Below are 12961 nucleotides of genomic sequence, written 5' to 3' on the forward strand. Positions count from 1 at the left end.
TCACAGGCTGTCCTGACACTCCCCTTATGCCGCGCTGAGCAGGGGCCGGGCACACTGGACGTATGACGAATGGCGTTCCGACCCCCGCCCCCTCCTCCAGGCCCCGCCGTTCCCGGCTGCGGACCTTCCTGCCGCTCGGCGTCGCCGTGTGGCTGGTGCTGGAGATCTGGCTGCTGGTCCTGGTCGCCGGGGCGGCGAACGGGTTCACCGTGCTCCTGCTGCTGGTCGCCGGGTTCGTGCTCGGCGCGGTGGTGGTGAAGCGGGCCGGCAGGCGCGCCTTCCGGAACCTGAACGAGGCCCTCCAGCGCGGCGGCGCCCCCGACGACGGCCGGGGCAGTGCGACGAGCGGCAACGGCCTGATGATGCTCGGCGGCCTGCTGATCATGATCCCGGGGCTGCTCTCGGACGTCGTGGGCCTGCTCCTGCTGGTCCCGCCGGTGCAGAAGGTGATCGGCCGTTCCACGTCGAAGGCGTTCGAACGCCGGATCGCCCGGTCGGCCCCGGCCGGTTTCGGTGACGCCTTCCAGCAGGCGCGGATGCACCGCCCCGACGGCAAGGTGGTCCAGGGCGAGGTGGTCCACGAGGAGCCGGCCGACGGCTCGGGTCCGCGGCCGGGCGGGCCCCGTCCGCCGCTGACCCACTGACCTGGCGCCGGCCTCCGGGCGGCTCCGCACACGACAAAGACCGCGGGTGCCGAACCTGCTGATCAGGTTCGGCACCCGCGGTCTTCTTGCCGTGCGCCGTCGGCCCACCAGGGCTCGCGGACTACGCGGACTTGCGGCTGTCCCTGGGGTGAACCGCAATGTTCATCGCACCGGAGCGCAGGACTGCAAGGCGTTCCTCGAGGACCTCTTCGAGTTCCTCTCGGGTACGCCGTTCCATCAGCATGTCCCAGTGCGTGCGGGCGGGCTTGGCCTTCTTTTCCTCAGGGCCGTCACCGTCCACGAGGAGTGCCTGGGCCCCGCAGACCTTGCACTCCCACTCCGGCGGGATCTCCGCCTCCACCGAGAAGGGCATCTCGAAGCGGTGCCCCTTCTCGCATGCGTACTCCACGGCCTGGCGGGGGGCCAGGTCGATGCCGCGGTCCGTCTCGTAGCTGGTCACCACGAGGCGCGTGCCGCGAAGAGCTCGCTCACTCATGAATCGTGCCTCCCGGGCTTGTCGCCCACAGGACAGGTGTCGCTGTCGTCGTCATCCGGTCAACGTCCGGTCGGCGGTAAAGATTCCCTGTCCGGGTCATGTCTCGCCGTCGTAGCCGCAGCCTTGTCAACCAGTGCAGTACCCACCAACGCCCGGATTGTCACCTCTGATCACAGATGTCACCCAGCGTTTCATCGTCTTTGACGCGCAGTAACGGTACGCCTGGCAGGCCAAAGGCGTACACTACCGCTCTTTCGTCCCCAGTGCTAAATCCTCCGGGGAACGGGATTGCCCGCGTCGCGGATCGCACGCTCCACGGGTACCCGCGCCAGCAGGACGAATCCGATCACGAAGAAGAGCACCAGGGAGACGATCGCGTCCCGGTAGCTCCCGGTCAGCTGGTAGGTCAGCCCGAACAGCAGAGGGCCCAGCCAGCTCATCCCGCGGTCGCTCATCTCGTACGCCGAGAAGTACTCCGCCTCCTTGCCCGGGGGTACCAGGTGGGAGAAGAGCGACCGGGACAAAGCCTGGCTGCCGCCCAGCACCAGGCCGATGGCGGACGCCAGCACGAAGAACCAGACGGGCGCGCCGGCGGGCAGGAAGAACCCGGCGGCCAGTGTCAGCGTCCACGCGACGAGCGAGCCCAGGATCGTCCGCCGGGCGCCGTACGTGCGGGCGAGGCGGCCCAGCCACAGGGCGCCGGCCACGGCGAGCACCTGCACCAGCAGGATCGCGGAGATCAGCGTCGACTGGCTCAGGCCCAGTTCCTCCGAGCCGTAGACCGACGCCTGCGAGATGACCGTCTGGATGCCGTCGTTGTAGATCAGATAGGCGAGCAGGAAGCCCAGCGTCAGCGGATGGCGGCGCATGTCGCGGACCGTCGCCGCGAGCTGCCGGAAGCCCGGCGAGGTCCGTCCCGCGGCGCCGTCGCGCGGGGCGCGGTCGCGCAGCCGCAGCAGCGGGACCAGCGTGAAGCCGCCCCACCACAGCCCCGCCGTCGCCAGACAGATGCGCACCGCGTCCGTCTCCGAGACGCCGAAGCGGTCGTGGCCGAGGTAGAGGACCAGATCGAGCACGAGGACCAGGGCGCCGGCCGCGTAGCCGAAGGCCCAGCCGCGCGAGGAGACCGCGTCACGCTCCTCGGGCGGGGCGATCTGCGGCAGGTAGGAGTTGTACAGCATCATCGACACGGACTGCGCGGCGTTGGCGACGACCAGCAGGAGGCCGCCCAGCAGGTAACGGTCGCCGTCCAGGAAGAACAGGGCCGTGGTCGCCCCGGCGCCCAGCCAGGCCGACGCCGCCAGCAGCGGCTTCTTGCGGCCCGTACGGTCGGCGGCGGCGCCCGCCAGCGGCATCACGAGCACCGCCACGATCACCGACAGGGACACCGAGTACGCGAAGAAGGACCCCGCGCGCACGGGTATCCCGAGCGGACGGACGAACCCGTCCGCGTCGGCGGCGTTCTTCGCCACCGACGTCAGGTAGGGGCCCAGGAAGACCGTGAGCACGCTCGTCGAGTAGACCGAGCACGCCCAGTCGTAGAAGTACCAGCCGCGCTGCTCGCGCCGCCGGTCCGCCGGTGCGTCGACGGCCGTCGTGCGCACGGTGTCGGTTCCCACCCGTGCCTCCCCCTGAACGCGCGGCGCCCGGCGGTCAGAACCAGGTGTCCCGGTCCCGCATCACCGAGCGCAGGGTGTCGATGTGATCGGTCATGATGCCATCGACGCCGAGGTCCAGGAGCCGGTGCATGCGGTCGGCCTCGTTGACCGTCCACACGTGGACCGCGAGTCCGCGCGCGTGCGCGGCCCGGACGAAGCGGCGGTCCACCACCGGCACGCCCGCCTGCGACTCGGGCACCTGCGCCGCGACCGCCGAGGCGCGCAGCGGCGCCGGCAGCCCCCAGGACCGCAGCCGCAGGCCCAGTACACCGCCGGTGCCGTACGAGGTCGCCAGGCGCGGGCCGGCCAGCCGGCGGGCGCGGGCCACCCTGGCCTCGGAGAACGAGCCGACGCAGATCCGGTCCCAGCCGTCCGTGCGGTCCACGAGGTCGAGCAGCGGGCGCAGGGCGGGCTCCGCCTTGACGTCGACGTTCCAGCGCGCGCCGGGGAAGGCGGCCAGCAGGTCCTCGAACAGCGGCACCGGTTCGCGGCCCGCCACGCGCGCGTGCGCGACCTCCGCCCACGGCAGGTCCGCTATCCGGCCCGCGGCGTCGGTCAGCCGGTCGAGGGTCTCGTCGTGGAAGGCGACGAGCCGCCCGTCCGCCGTGAGGTGGACGTCGGTCTCCAGGTACCGGTACCCGGCGTCCACCGCGCGCGCGAACTGCGCGGCGGTGTTCTCCGTCCCGTCGGCGGCGCCGCCCCGGTGCGCGAAGGGGATCGGACCGGGGTGGTCGAGGTACGGGTGGCGTGGTGGGTGTATCCGCTCGGTCACGGGCGCAGTATCGCGCCCGCCGGTGTCCCGGTGGCAACGGCGGCCGGGCTCCTCGGTGCCGCCGGGGCGGCGAACGCGCGCAGGAAGAACTGGGCGAGCGGCCCGATGGCCAGCGCGTACAGCACGGTGCCGATGCCGAGCGTGCCGCCGAGCGCGAACCCGGTCGCGACCACGGCGACCTCGACGACCGTGCGCATGAGCCGGATCGAGCGGCCGGTGCGGTGGTGCAGCCCGGTCATCAGCCCGTCCCGCGGCCCCGGCCCGAAGCGGGCGGAGATGTAGAGGCCGGTGGCCGCGCCGTTCAGGGCGATCCCGGCGAGCATGACCGGGATCCGCACGGCGAGGGAGCGGACGTCGGGGACCAGGGCCAGGGTGCCGTCCATCGCCAGGCCCACCACGAACACGTTGGAGACCGTGCCGAGCCCCGGCCGCTGGCGCAGCGGGATCCACAGCAGCAGGACCACCGCGCCCACGCCGATCGACACCACGCCGATGGACACCCCCGTGAGGTCGGCGAGTCCCTGGTGCAGCACGCCCCAGGGTTCCAGGCCCAGCCCCGCCTCGACGAGCAGCGCCGAGCTCGCTCCGTACAGGACGAGACCGGCGTAGAGCTGGACCAGCCGCCGCACGAGACGGCGCTGTCCGAGACCGTGTTCCGTGGACACGGGACCCCCCTGTTGGTGGTAGTGGCCTGCCACATGTCACTCTGTGGCTTGGCGGGATACGTCATCCATGGCCAATTCGTGGAAGGTGGACTGATCTCCATGGCGCAGTGGACCTCGGCGGTGGGTGCCGCACAGCTGGCCCGGCTCCTCACCTCGCAGCAGGAGCGCCCCGCGGTGCCCGGCGCCCGCCGCCCGCCCGCCTACCGCGTGCTCGCCGACGGCATCCGGCTGCTGGTCCTGGAGGGCAGGGTGCCGGTGGCGGCACGGCTGCCCGCCGAACGCGAACTGGCCCTCGCGCTGTCCGTCAGCCGCACCACGGTCGCCGCCGCCTTCGAGGCGCTGCGCACCGAGGGCTTCCTGGAGTCCCGGCGCGGCGCCGGGAGCTGGACCGCCGTGCCGGCCGGAAACCCGCTGCCCGCGCGGGGCCTGGAACCGCTGCCGCCCGAGGCGCTCGGCTCCGTGATCGACCTGGGCTGCGCGTCGCTGCCCGCCCCCGAGCCGTGGCTCACCCGCGCCGTCCAGGGGGCGCTGGAGGACCTGCCGCCCTACGCGCACACGCACGGCGACTACCCGGCCGGACTGCCCGCGCTGCGCGCCATGATCGCCGAGCGGTACACCGCCCTGGGCATCCCCACGATGCCCGAGCAGGTCATGGTGACGACCGGCGCGATGGGCGCCATGGACGCCATCTGCCACCTGTTCGCCGGCCGGGGCGAACGCATCGCCGTCGAGTCGCCGTCGTACGCGAACATCCTCCAGCTCATGCGGGAGGCCGGTGCCCGGCTGGTGCCGGTGGCCATGGACGACGGCCTCGCCGGGTGGGACCTCGACCGCTGGCGCCAGGTGCTGCGCGAGTCGGCGCCCCGGCTCGCCTACGTCGTCGCCGACTTCCACAACCCGACCGGTGCGCTCGCCGACGAGGACCGGCGCCGCCGGCTCGTGGAGTCGGCCCGGTCGGCGGGCACGGTCCTCGTCGTCGACGAGACGATGCGCGACCTCACCCTCGACCCCGATCTCGAACTGCCGCGCCCGGTCTGCGGGTTCGACCCCGCCGGGTCGACGGTCGTCACGGTCGGCTCGGCGAGCAAGGCGTTCTGGGCGGGGATGCGCATCGGCTGGGTGCGCGCCGCCCCCGACGTGATCCGCAGCCTGGTCGCCGCCCGCGCGTACGCCGACCTCGGCACGCCCGTCCTCGAACAGCTCGCCGTGAGCTGGCTGTTCAGCACCGGCGGCTGGGAACAGGCGGTGGAGATGCGCCGCGCCCAGGCCCGCGAGAACCGCGACGCGCTCGTCGGGGCGCTGCGACGGGAGCTGCCCGACTGGGAGTTCGAGGTGCCGCACGGCGGCCTCACCCTGTGGGTGCGCACCGGCGGGCTGTCGGGCTCCCGGCTGGCGGAGGCCGGCGAGCGGGTCGGCCTGCGCGTCCCGTCGGGGCCGCGCTTCGGCGTCGACGGCGCCTTCGAGGGGTACGTGCGGCTGCCGTTCACCGTCGGCGGCGCGGTCGCCGACGAGGCGGCGGCGCGGCTGGCGGCGGCGGCCCGCATCGTGCGGGCCGGCGGGGGACTCGGGTCGGAGGCGCCGCGCACGTTCGTGGCGTGACGCCGCCGGGTCCCGCCGGGGACGCGCCTGTGGCCGCCTCCCGTCGGAGGCGGCCACAGGCAGGTGCGGAGCCGCGGACGTCCGGTCGGTGCCCTGGGACGGGGCGCCGGCCGGACGCGCCGGGTCAGCCCTCGGCCACCGCCGCCTCGGCGGGCAGCGGCTCGGGCTCGGCGTCCGCGGGCACCGAGCGCGGCGGCAGCAGGTCCTCGACGGCCTTGCGGTCGGCGTCGCTCGTCGCCTCGTCGTAGGGGTCGGGCGTCGCGGGGACCTGGAGCCGGTGCACGGGACCGGTGCCGAGGCGGGCGAAGCCGCGGCCCGGCGGGACCTGCGCGAGGGGCGTGGTGTGCGGCGGGCTGCCCAGCACCGCCGTCACCTGCTCGGCGGTCGCGGGGCCGAGCACCACGCGCGCGCGGGTGTGCTGGAGCACGGCGTCACTGAGGCCCGCCGCCGCGTCGAGCTGGTCCGCCACCACCACCGTCACACCGGCCGCGCGGCCGTGCCGCAACGGCACCTGGAGCAGCGACTGCGGGTCGGGACGGCCCTCGGCGGCGGCCGGGTGCGAGAACGCCGTCGGCCGGTCGAGCAGGATCCACAGCGGGCGCCGGGTGTCCTCGGGGGGCGGGTTGCCGGCCTGCCGGGCGTTGTTGAGCTCGATCAGCCGCCGCTCGGTCTCCTGCGCGGCCCACTCCAGTCCGGCGAGCGCGCCGGCGGTCCCGCACTCCACCGCCAGGACGCCGTCCCGGCCGGTCAGGCACGCGTACTCGCCGGTGCTGCCGCCCTCGACGACCAGGATGTCGCCGCCGTGCCGCAGCGCCTGGAGCGCGACCGACCGGACGAGCGTGGAGGTGCCGCTGCCCGGCTGGCCGAGGACCAGCAGGTGCGGCTCGGTGGAGCGGATGCCGGTGCGCCAGACGACCGGCGGTACGTCGCGCTGCTCCTCGCCGTAGGAGAGCGGCAGTGTGCGCTGCACCTCCGTGGGGTCGGTGAAGCCGAGGACCGTCTCGCCGGGGGCCGTCACGAAGTGCTGGGCGTGGATGTCGGTGGGCAGCGGGGCGAGCACCGCGAGGTCGAGCCGGTTGCCCTCCTCGTCCCAGGTGAAGTGGTACTCGCGGCCGCGTCCCGCCTTGGCGGTGAGCAACTGCTCGACCCGGGTGCGGGACTCGATGTCGCCGTCGGCGAAGTACGCCGGGTAGCGCACCGTGAGACGGCCCACCCGGCCGCTGTCGAACTCGTAGGCGGGGAACGCCTTTTCCCAGTCGCCGCCGTGGGCGTACAGGGGCGCCGGGTCCTCGGCGACCGCGAAGTACGGGACCAGAGCCTCGTACAGCGACTGGAGGCGTTGAGTCTGTGACTCGTCGGGGCCTTCGGGGACCGGTGGGGTGCGGTCCCGGCCCTGCCATGCCGCCGCCGCCATCAGCGTGATGACGGCGAGCAGTGGTCCGTACGGCACGAGGGCGACGACCAGGATCACCGACGCCACCAGGAACAGCAGCGGTCCGCGCCTGTCCTTGGGGGTCTCGGCCCACCTGCGCCGCCCGGCCGAGGCCAGCCGGCGCATGCCGCGGGTGATCGTGATCAGCGGGTGGAGGACATCGGTGGCGCCGTCGGCCGCCGTCCGGGCCAGCTCCCGGCTCCGGGCGATCTGGGCGCTGCCTGTGCTCAGGATGCGGGGGAGGGGGCGGCGGGCCACTGCTGTCTCCTGTAGGTGCGTACGGACGGGACGGGGCGACGTCAGAACTTGATGCCGCCCAGGAGGCTCGCCAGGCTCTCGCCGCCGGCCTTGATGCTCGGAGCGATGGCGGTGCTCGCGAGGTAGAAGCCGAAGAGGGCCGAGACCATGGCGTGGGACGCCTTGAGTCCGTCCTTGCGGAAGAAGAGGAAGACGATGATGCCGAGCAGGACCACGCCTGAGATGGACAGGATCATTTGAGTCTCCTGGTGTCGAGGGGGACAGTCACCATGAGTTGTTCCAGGATCACAGCATGTATCCATACGACAAAAGGTGCAACTGAGTGAAATTCGCCTGTTTTCCCTCGAACGGTCGACCGATTCGGGGCGGACCGCGGGGCCTCTCGCGGGCGTCCCGGAGCCAGTACGCTGGCGATTCACTCGTACGGCGCACGAATGTCGCCGTACGCTCCCGGCAGTCCGTCGGTTTCGTCGGTTCCGCTGGTTCGGCGGGCTCCGGCGGTGCCGTCGGTTCCGCAGGTCCTGTTCGTTCCCGTCCGCGCGCCGTGCCGTGCGCCGTGACACGCAGTGAGAGGTGGTCAGGCCGATGAGCGAAGCCCCCGACCCGGAGGTCGTGGAGCTGGCGACCAAGATCTTCGATCTGGCCCGCCGGGGCCGGACCGAGGAACTCGTCGCGTACGTCGACGCGGGCGTCCCGGCCGACCTCACCAACGACCGCGGCGACTCCCTGGTGATGCTCGCGGCCTACCACGGCCACGCCGACGCGGTCCGCGCGCTCCTGGAGCGCGGCGCCGACGCCGACCGCATCAACGACCGGGGCCAGACCCCGCTCGCCGGTGCCGTCTTCAAGGGGGAGGGCGACGTCATCCGGGTACTCGTCGCGGCGGGCGCCGACCCGGCCGCGGGCACCCCCTCGGCCGTCGACACCGCCCGGATGTTCGAACGCACCGAACTGCTGGAGCTGTTCGGCGCGCACTGACCGGCGCCCGGCGGGGCGAGGGGGGCGGAAACGGGGGGAGGCGGTACGCACCGCCGGAAATACGGTCGCGGCGGAAAGAAGCCCCGGGTCATCATGACGTCGTGATTCACGGACGTGAGGGCCGGGCAGGTTCAGCCGCACCGCGCGGACCGTGACCCGGCCGCACGGCCACCAACGAGAGGCAGAGGAACATGGTCTACAACGAGCAGAAGACGGCGGGCGCCCCGACGTGCAGGCACGTGGCCAGGTAGTGCCAGGTCCCCGGTTGCGTCGACGCTTGATGTGAGGCTGTTTCCCATGTTCGATCCGGTCATAGCGCCCAGCGGCACCCTGCTCGGCCTGCTCCAGAGGGGGCGCGGCGACGGCACGCTGCACGCGCTCACCGCCCCCCGCCCCGAGGCACTCGCGGCCCTGAACCACTGTGTGCTGCGTGACCCGCGCCACGACTGGCAGGTGGAGAACCGCTCCCTCTACTACGCCCGCCTCTACCTCGACCTGCACGGCGAACTCGACGCCGTCGAGGCCCATCTGTTCTGCGCCGAGGACACCCTCGACACCGAGGAGTCCCGCACCGGGCTCGCCCTCGCCGTCCTCGGGCACCTCGCCTCCTACGGCAGGCGCGACGCACTCGTCCTGCTGCGCCGCTACGCCGCCACCGGCAGCAACTGGGCCTGGGCCCTCGACGAACTCGCGCTGCGGGACGACGACGCCGGACTGCGCGCGCTCGCCGCGCCCGTACTGGCCAGGTTCCCGGCCGACCCCGAGGGCGACGCCGCCCTCGCCGTCGCCGTGCGCGACGCCTTCGAACCGAGGCCCTGGCGGCTGTGGGAGGACGACCCCCGCGCCGCGCTGTCGGCACGCGTGCGCACCGCCCGCGAGTCCGGCTCCTTCGACCGCTGGCAACGCCAGATGCGCCCCTCCGGACCACGCCCCGGCTGGAGCGTGCCCGCCGTCCTCGAATGGGCCCAGCAGGGCGTCGAACGGGGCGTCGCGCTGCACGTCCCCGCCGCCCGCTGCCTCGCCGCGGTCGCCGGGCCCCAGGACCGGCAGCTGATCCTCGCCACGGCCGACGACGGCGACGAGGGGGCCCGCTGCACCGCCCTGCGCTACCTCGCCGACACCGACGACCCCGAGGCCCTCCGCGCCGTCGAGACCGCCGTGGCCACCGGCACGCTGCCCGTCGTGGAGGCGGCCGTCGCCGCCTTCGAACGCATGCAGGGCCCGCACGTCCTGGCCCGCGCCCGCGGCTGGGCCCGCCGGCCCGACGCCCTCGGCGCCGCCGCCGGGCGCGTGCTCGCCTGCCGCGGTACGACCAGGGACAGCGACCTCGTCCTCGCGGCCCTGCGCGAGACCGTCCGCGGCGAGGGGCCCGACGCCCCCGCCCTGTGGACCCTGGTCGACGGCACCGGACGGCTCGGCATCGTCTGCGCCGCCCCCGTCCTGCGGCACGTGTACCGCGAGACCGCCTCCTCCCACCTGCGCGGGCGGGCCGCCCAGGCCCTCGCCGCGACCGACCCCTCGTTCCCCGCCGGATTCGGCGTCGAGTGCCTCTGGGACTGCGAGGAGTCCACCCGCGAACTCGCCGCCCGGCACGCCGAGACCGGCGACGTCAGGGTCGTGGAGCGGCTGCGCCGGCTCGCCGCGGACCCCGCGGAGGAGGCCGAGGTGCAGACGGCCGTCCGCAGCCGGATCGGGCCGGACGCCCCCGCCGTGTAGGCACCGGGACCGGCGCCGCCGGGGGCGAATGGGGGCCCCTCGCCTCGCCGTGTGAACGGGGGACGACGGCGCGGGCGGGCGCACATGGACGGCGCGCGGCCCGCTCGGGTGTGCACCCCAGCGCTCATGGGACGTTCCTCGGCCGGAAAGATCCACGTTGACGCGAGCACGTCCAGCACGGCGACAACACCCGTATGCGAGTCGTCATCGTGACCGAGTCCTTTCCCCCCGATGTGAACGGCGTGGCCCACTGCGCGCTCCAGACCGCCCGGCACCTCGTCGGACGCGGTCACACACCTCTCGTCGTCGCCCCGGCCACCGCCGCCGGGCCCGCACCCGACACGGACGCGCCCTGCCCCGTCGTCCGCGTCCCCTCCCTGCCGCTCCCGGGCTACCCCCAGGTCCGGGTCGCGCTGCCCAGCAGGCGCGTCGCCGCGGCGATCGCCGAACACCGCGCCGACATCGTCCACCTCGCCAGCCCCTTCGTCCTCGGCGTCCGCGGCATGGCCGCCGCGGGCCGGCTCGGGGTCCCCGCCGTCGCCGTCTACCAGACCGACCTCGCCGGGTACGCGCGTACGTACATGGGCGCCGGTGAGGCCGCCGCCTGGCGGCGCATCCGGTCCGTGCACGCCGCCGCCGACCGCACCCTCGCCCCCTCCGGCGCGGCCCTGCGCGACCTGGAGACGCGGGGCGTGCCGCGCGTGCGGCTGTGGCCACGCGGCGTCGACGCCGAACGGTTCCGACCCGCGCGCAGGGACGAGGCGCTGCGCCGCGAACTCGCCCCGCGCGGCGAGCTGATCGTCGGCTACGTGGGACGACTCGCCCCCGAGAAGCAGGTCGAGCTGCTGTCCGGCGTCTGCGGCCTCGACAACGTCCGGGTCGTGGTCGTGGGGGACGGGCCGAGCCGCGGCGGACTCGCCGGCGCGCTGCCGGGCGCCGCCCTCCTCGGCCGCCGCACCGGCGACGAACTCGCCCGGCTGTTCGCCTCGTTGGACGTCTTCGTCCACACCGGACCGTTCGAGACCTTCTGCCAGACCGTGCAGGAGGCGATGGCGAGCGGCGTGCCCGTGGTCGCGCCCGCCGTCGGCGGCCCGCTCGACCTGGTCGACCACGGACGCACCGGGCTGCTGGTCCCGCCGCGCGATGCGGACGCCGTGCGCGACGCGGTGCGCGAACTCGCCGCCGACCCCGCCCGCCGTGCCGCGTACGGGGCCGCCGGACGGGCCGCCGTCGAGGGGCGCACCTGGGCCGCCGTCGGCGACCAGCTCGTCGGCCACTACACCGAGGTGCTCGCCGCACGCGAGGCGGTGATGGCCGCATGAGCGGGCAGGCACTGCGCATCGTCCGGCTGGCTAACTTCGTCGCCCCCGCCTCCGGCGGCCTGCGCACCGCCCTGCGGGAACTCGGCAAGGGGTACGCGGCGGCCGGACACGAACCCGTGCTCGTCGTCCCCGGCGAACGCCTCACCGACCGGCTGACCGAGCAGGGACGCGTGATCACCCTGCCCGGCCCCGTGGTCCCCGGCAGCGGCGGCTACCGCGTCCTGACCGACCGGCGGCGCGTGGCCGCGCTGCTGGCCGCCCTGGGACCCGACCGGCTGGAGGTCTCCGACCGCACCACGCTGCGCTGGACCGGGCGCTGGGCCAGACGCGCCCGCGTACCGGCCGTCATGGTGTCCCACGAGAGCGCCGACGGGGTGCTGCGCGCCTGGGGCCTGTCGGAACCGCTGTCCCGGCGGGCCGCCGACGCCCTCAACACCCGTACCGCGCACGCCTTCGCGCGCGTGGTGTGCACGACCGGGTTCGCGGAGCGGGAGTTCGTCCGCATCGGCGCCCGCAACGTCGTACGGGCACCCCTCGGCGTCGACCTGGCCGAGCGGCACCCCGGACTGCACGACACGGAACTCCGTGCCCGGTACGCGCGCGGCAGCGAGACGCTGCTCGTGCTGTGCTCCCGGCTGTCGGTGGAGAAGCGGCCGGGCACGGCGCTCGACGCGCTGGAAGCGCTGCTGCGGCGCGGCCGGCCCGCCGTCCTGGTGGTGGCAGGCGACGGACCGCTCCGCGCGCGACTCGAACACCGGGCACGGGAGCGGCGGTTGCCGGTCGCCTTCCTCGGCCACGTGCCCGACCGTCGGCTGCTGGGCGCGCTCCAGGCCAGTGCCGACGTGTCGCTGGCGCCCGGTCCCGTCGAGACGTTCGGCCTCGCCGCGCTGGAGGCCCTGGCGTGCGGCACCCCGGTGGTGGCCAGCGCCTCGTCCGCGCTGGGCGAGGTGATCGGCACGGCCGGGGCCACCGCGGCCGACCACGGCGACGCCTTCGCCGAGGCCGTGCTGCACCTGCTCGCCCGCCCCGAACCCCTGCGCCGCCGCTCGGCACGCGCGCGTGCGGAGGGGTTCCACTGGAACGACGCGGTCGCCGCCTTCCTGGCCGCGCACGACGCGGCGGTGCCCGTACCGGCGGTCAGCGGCGGCCTCCCCGAGTACGCCGACTCCCCGGCGGCCGGGACCGCACGGGAGCCGCACACCGTGCCGAGGACCGCCGCGGAGTCCGCCGTTGCGGTCGTCGGTGGTGCCGGGATGTCGGCGTGGCCGCGCGCGGGTGTGCGGGCGGCGGATCTGCCGGGCCCGGTGGAGGCGTCGGCACCGGCGGCCTCCTCGCACCGGCCGGGCCACCCGGGTTCCGCCGGCACGCGGGTGCGGGCCGGTGTGGGGGCGCCGGACGCTCCCTCGGTGCGGCCGGGGCAC

The 12961-nt window shown here is 74.5% G+C and carries 11 protein-coding genes and 1 pseudogene; 6 read left to right on the forward strand and 6 right to left on the reverse strand.

Annotated elements, in window-relative coordinates:
• The first annotated feature begins 62 nt into the window (after positions 1-62).
• Entirely contained in the window at positions 63-644 is a 582-nt protein-coding gene (gene fxsA / locus ACFZA0_RS20280) for an FxsA family membrane protein (protein ID WP_391018574.1), read from the forward strand.
• A 121-nt stretch (positions 645-765) separates the two neighbouring features.
• Here the strand turns inward: fxsA and ACFZA0_RS20285 are convergent, their stop codons facing one another.
• The 4 genes from ACFZA0_RS20285 to ACFZA0_RS20300 all read right to left on the reverse strand — a co-directional run bounded on the left by ACFZA0_RS20285 (position 766) and on the right by ACFZA0_RS20300 (position 4235).
• Complete coding sequence (locus ACFZA0_RS20285) at positions 766-1140, reverse strand: RNA polymerase-binding protein RbpA (RefSeq protein WP_003977404.1); 375 nt, start codon at positions 1138-1140, stop codon at positions 766-768.
• A gap of 266 nt (positions 1141-1406) precedes the next feature.
• A complete protein-coding gene (locus ACFZA0_RS20290; RefSeq protein WP_391018576.1) occupies positions 1407-2759 on the reverse strand; it encodes an MFS transporter in 1353 nt (450 codons plus the stop codon).
• A 34-nt stretch (positions 2760-2793) separates the two neighbouring features.
• Complete coding sequence (locus ACFZA0_RS20295) at positions 2794-3570, reverse strand: glycerophosphodiester phosphodiesterase family protein (RefSeq protein ID WP_391018579.1); 777 nt, start codon at positions 3568-3570, stop codon at positions 2794-2796.
• The gene (locus ACFZA0_RS20300; RefSeq protein ID WP_391018582.1) at positions 3567-4235 is read right to left on the reverse strand and encodes a YitT family protein; all 669 of its coding nucleotides are present in this window, start codon (positions 4233-4235) and stop codon (positions 3567-3569) included. Before ACFZA0_RS20300 ends, ACFZA0_RS20295 begins: the two co-directional genes overlap by 4 nt.
• 99 nt (positions 4236-4334) lie before the next feature.
• Here ACFZA0_RS20300 and ACFZA0_RS20305 point away from each other — a divergent pair, with 99 nt between their 5' ends.
• Positions 4335-5834 carry an aminotransferase class I/II-fold pyridoxal phosphate-dependent enzyme gene (locus ACFZA0_RS20305; RefSeq protein WP_391018585.1) on the forward strand — a complete coding sequence of 500 codons (1500 nt, stop codon included), beginning with the start codon at positions 4335-4337 and terminating at the stop codon, positions 5832-5834.
• A gap of 124 nt (positions 5835-5958) precedes the next feature.
• Here the strand turns inward: ACFZA0_RS20305 and ACFZA0_RS20310 are convergent, their stop codons facing one another.
• Together ACFZA0_RS20310 and ACFZA0_RS20315 are read right to left on the reverse strand one after the other, a co-directional pair.
• Positions 5959-7524: a hypothetical protein gene (locus tag ACFZA0_RS20310; protein WP_391018588.1), complete on the reverse strand. Its 1566-nt coding sequence runs from the start codon at positions 7522-7524 to the stop codon at positions 5959-5961.
• Positions 7525-7565: 41 nt separating this feature from the next.
• The gene (locus ACFZA0_RS20315; RefSeq protein WP_037742059.1) at positions 7566-7760 is read right to left on the reverse strand and encodes a hypothetical protein; all 195 of its coding nucleotides are present in this window, start codon (positions 7758-7760) and stop codon (positions 7566-7568) included.
• 349 nt (positions 7761-8109) lie between these two features.
• On the opposite strand from ACFZA0_RS20315, the gene ACFZA0_RS20320 reads away from it, so the two are divergent.
• From ACFZA0_RS20320 to ACFZA0_RS20335, 4 genes and pseudogenes are all read left to right on the forward strand, one after another.
• Positions 8110-8502, forward strand: a complete 393-nt coding sequence (locus ACFZA0_RS20320; RefSeq protein ID WP_391018591.1) for an ankyrin repeat domain-containing protein — start codon at positions 8110-8112, stop codon at positions 8500-8502.
• 297 nt (positions 8503-8799) lie between these two features.
• Positions 8800-10218, forward strand: coding sequence for a HEAT repeat domain-containing protein (locus tag ACFZA0_RS20325; RefSeq protein ID WP_391018594.1), 1419 nt, complete (start codon positions 8800-8802; stop codon positions 10216-10218).
• 194 nt (positions 10219-10412) lie between these two features.
• Positions 10413-11540: a glycosyltransferase gene (locus ACFZA0_RS20330; RefSeq protein WP_391018597.1), complete on the forward strand. Its 1128-nt coding sequence runs from the start codon at positions 10413-10415 to the stop codon at positions 11538-11540.
• Positions 11537-12691: pseudogene (locus ACFZA0_RS20335) on the forward strand (glycosyltransferase); the annotation flags it as partial. The gene ACFZA0_RS20330 and the pseudogene ACFZA0_RS20335, both read left to right, overlap by 4 nt.
• Positions 12692-12961 lie beyond the last annotated feature (270 nt).

The sequence above is a fragment of the Streptomyces sp. NPDC008150 genome (assembly GCF_042956945.1).
Taxonomy (GTDB): domain Bacteria; phylum Actinomycetota; class Actinomycetes; order Streptomycetales; family Streptomycetaceae; genus Streptomyces.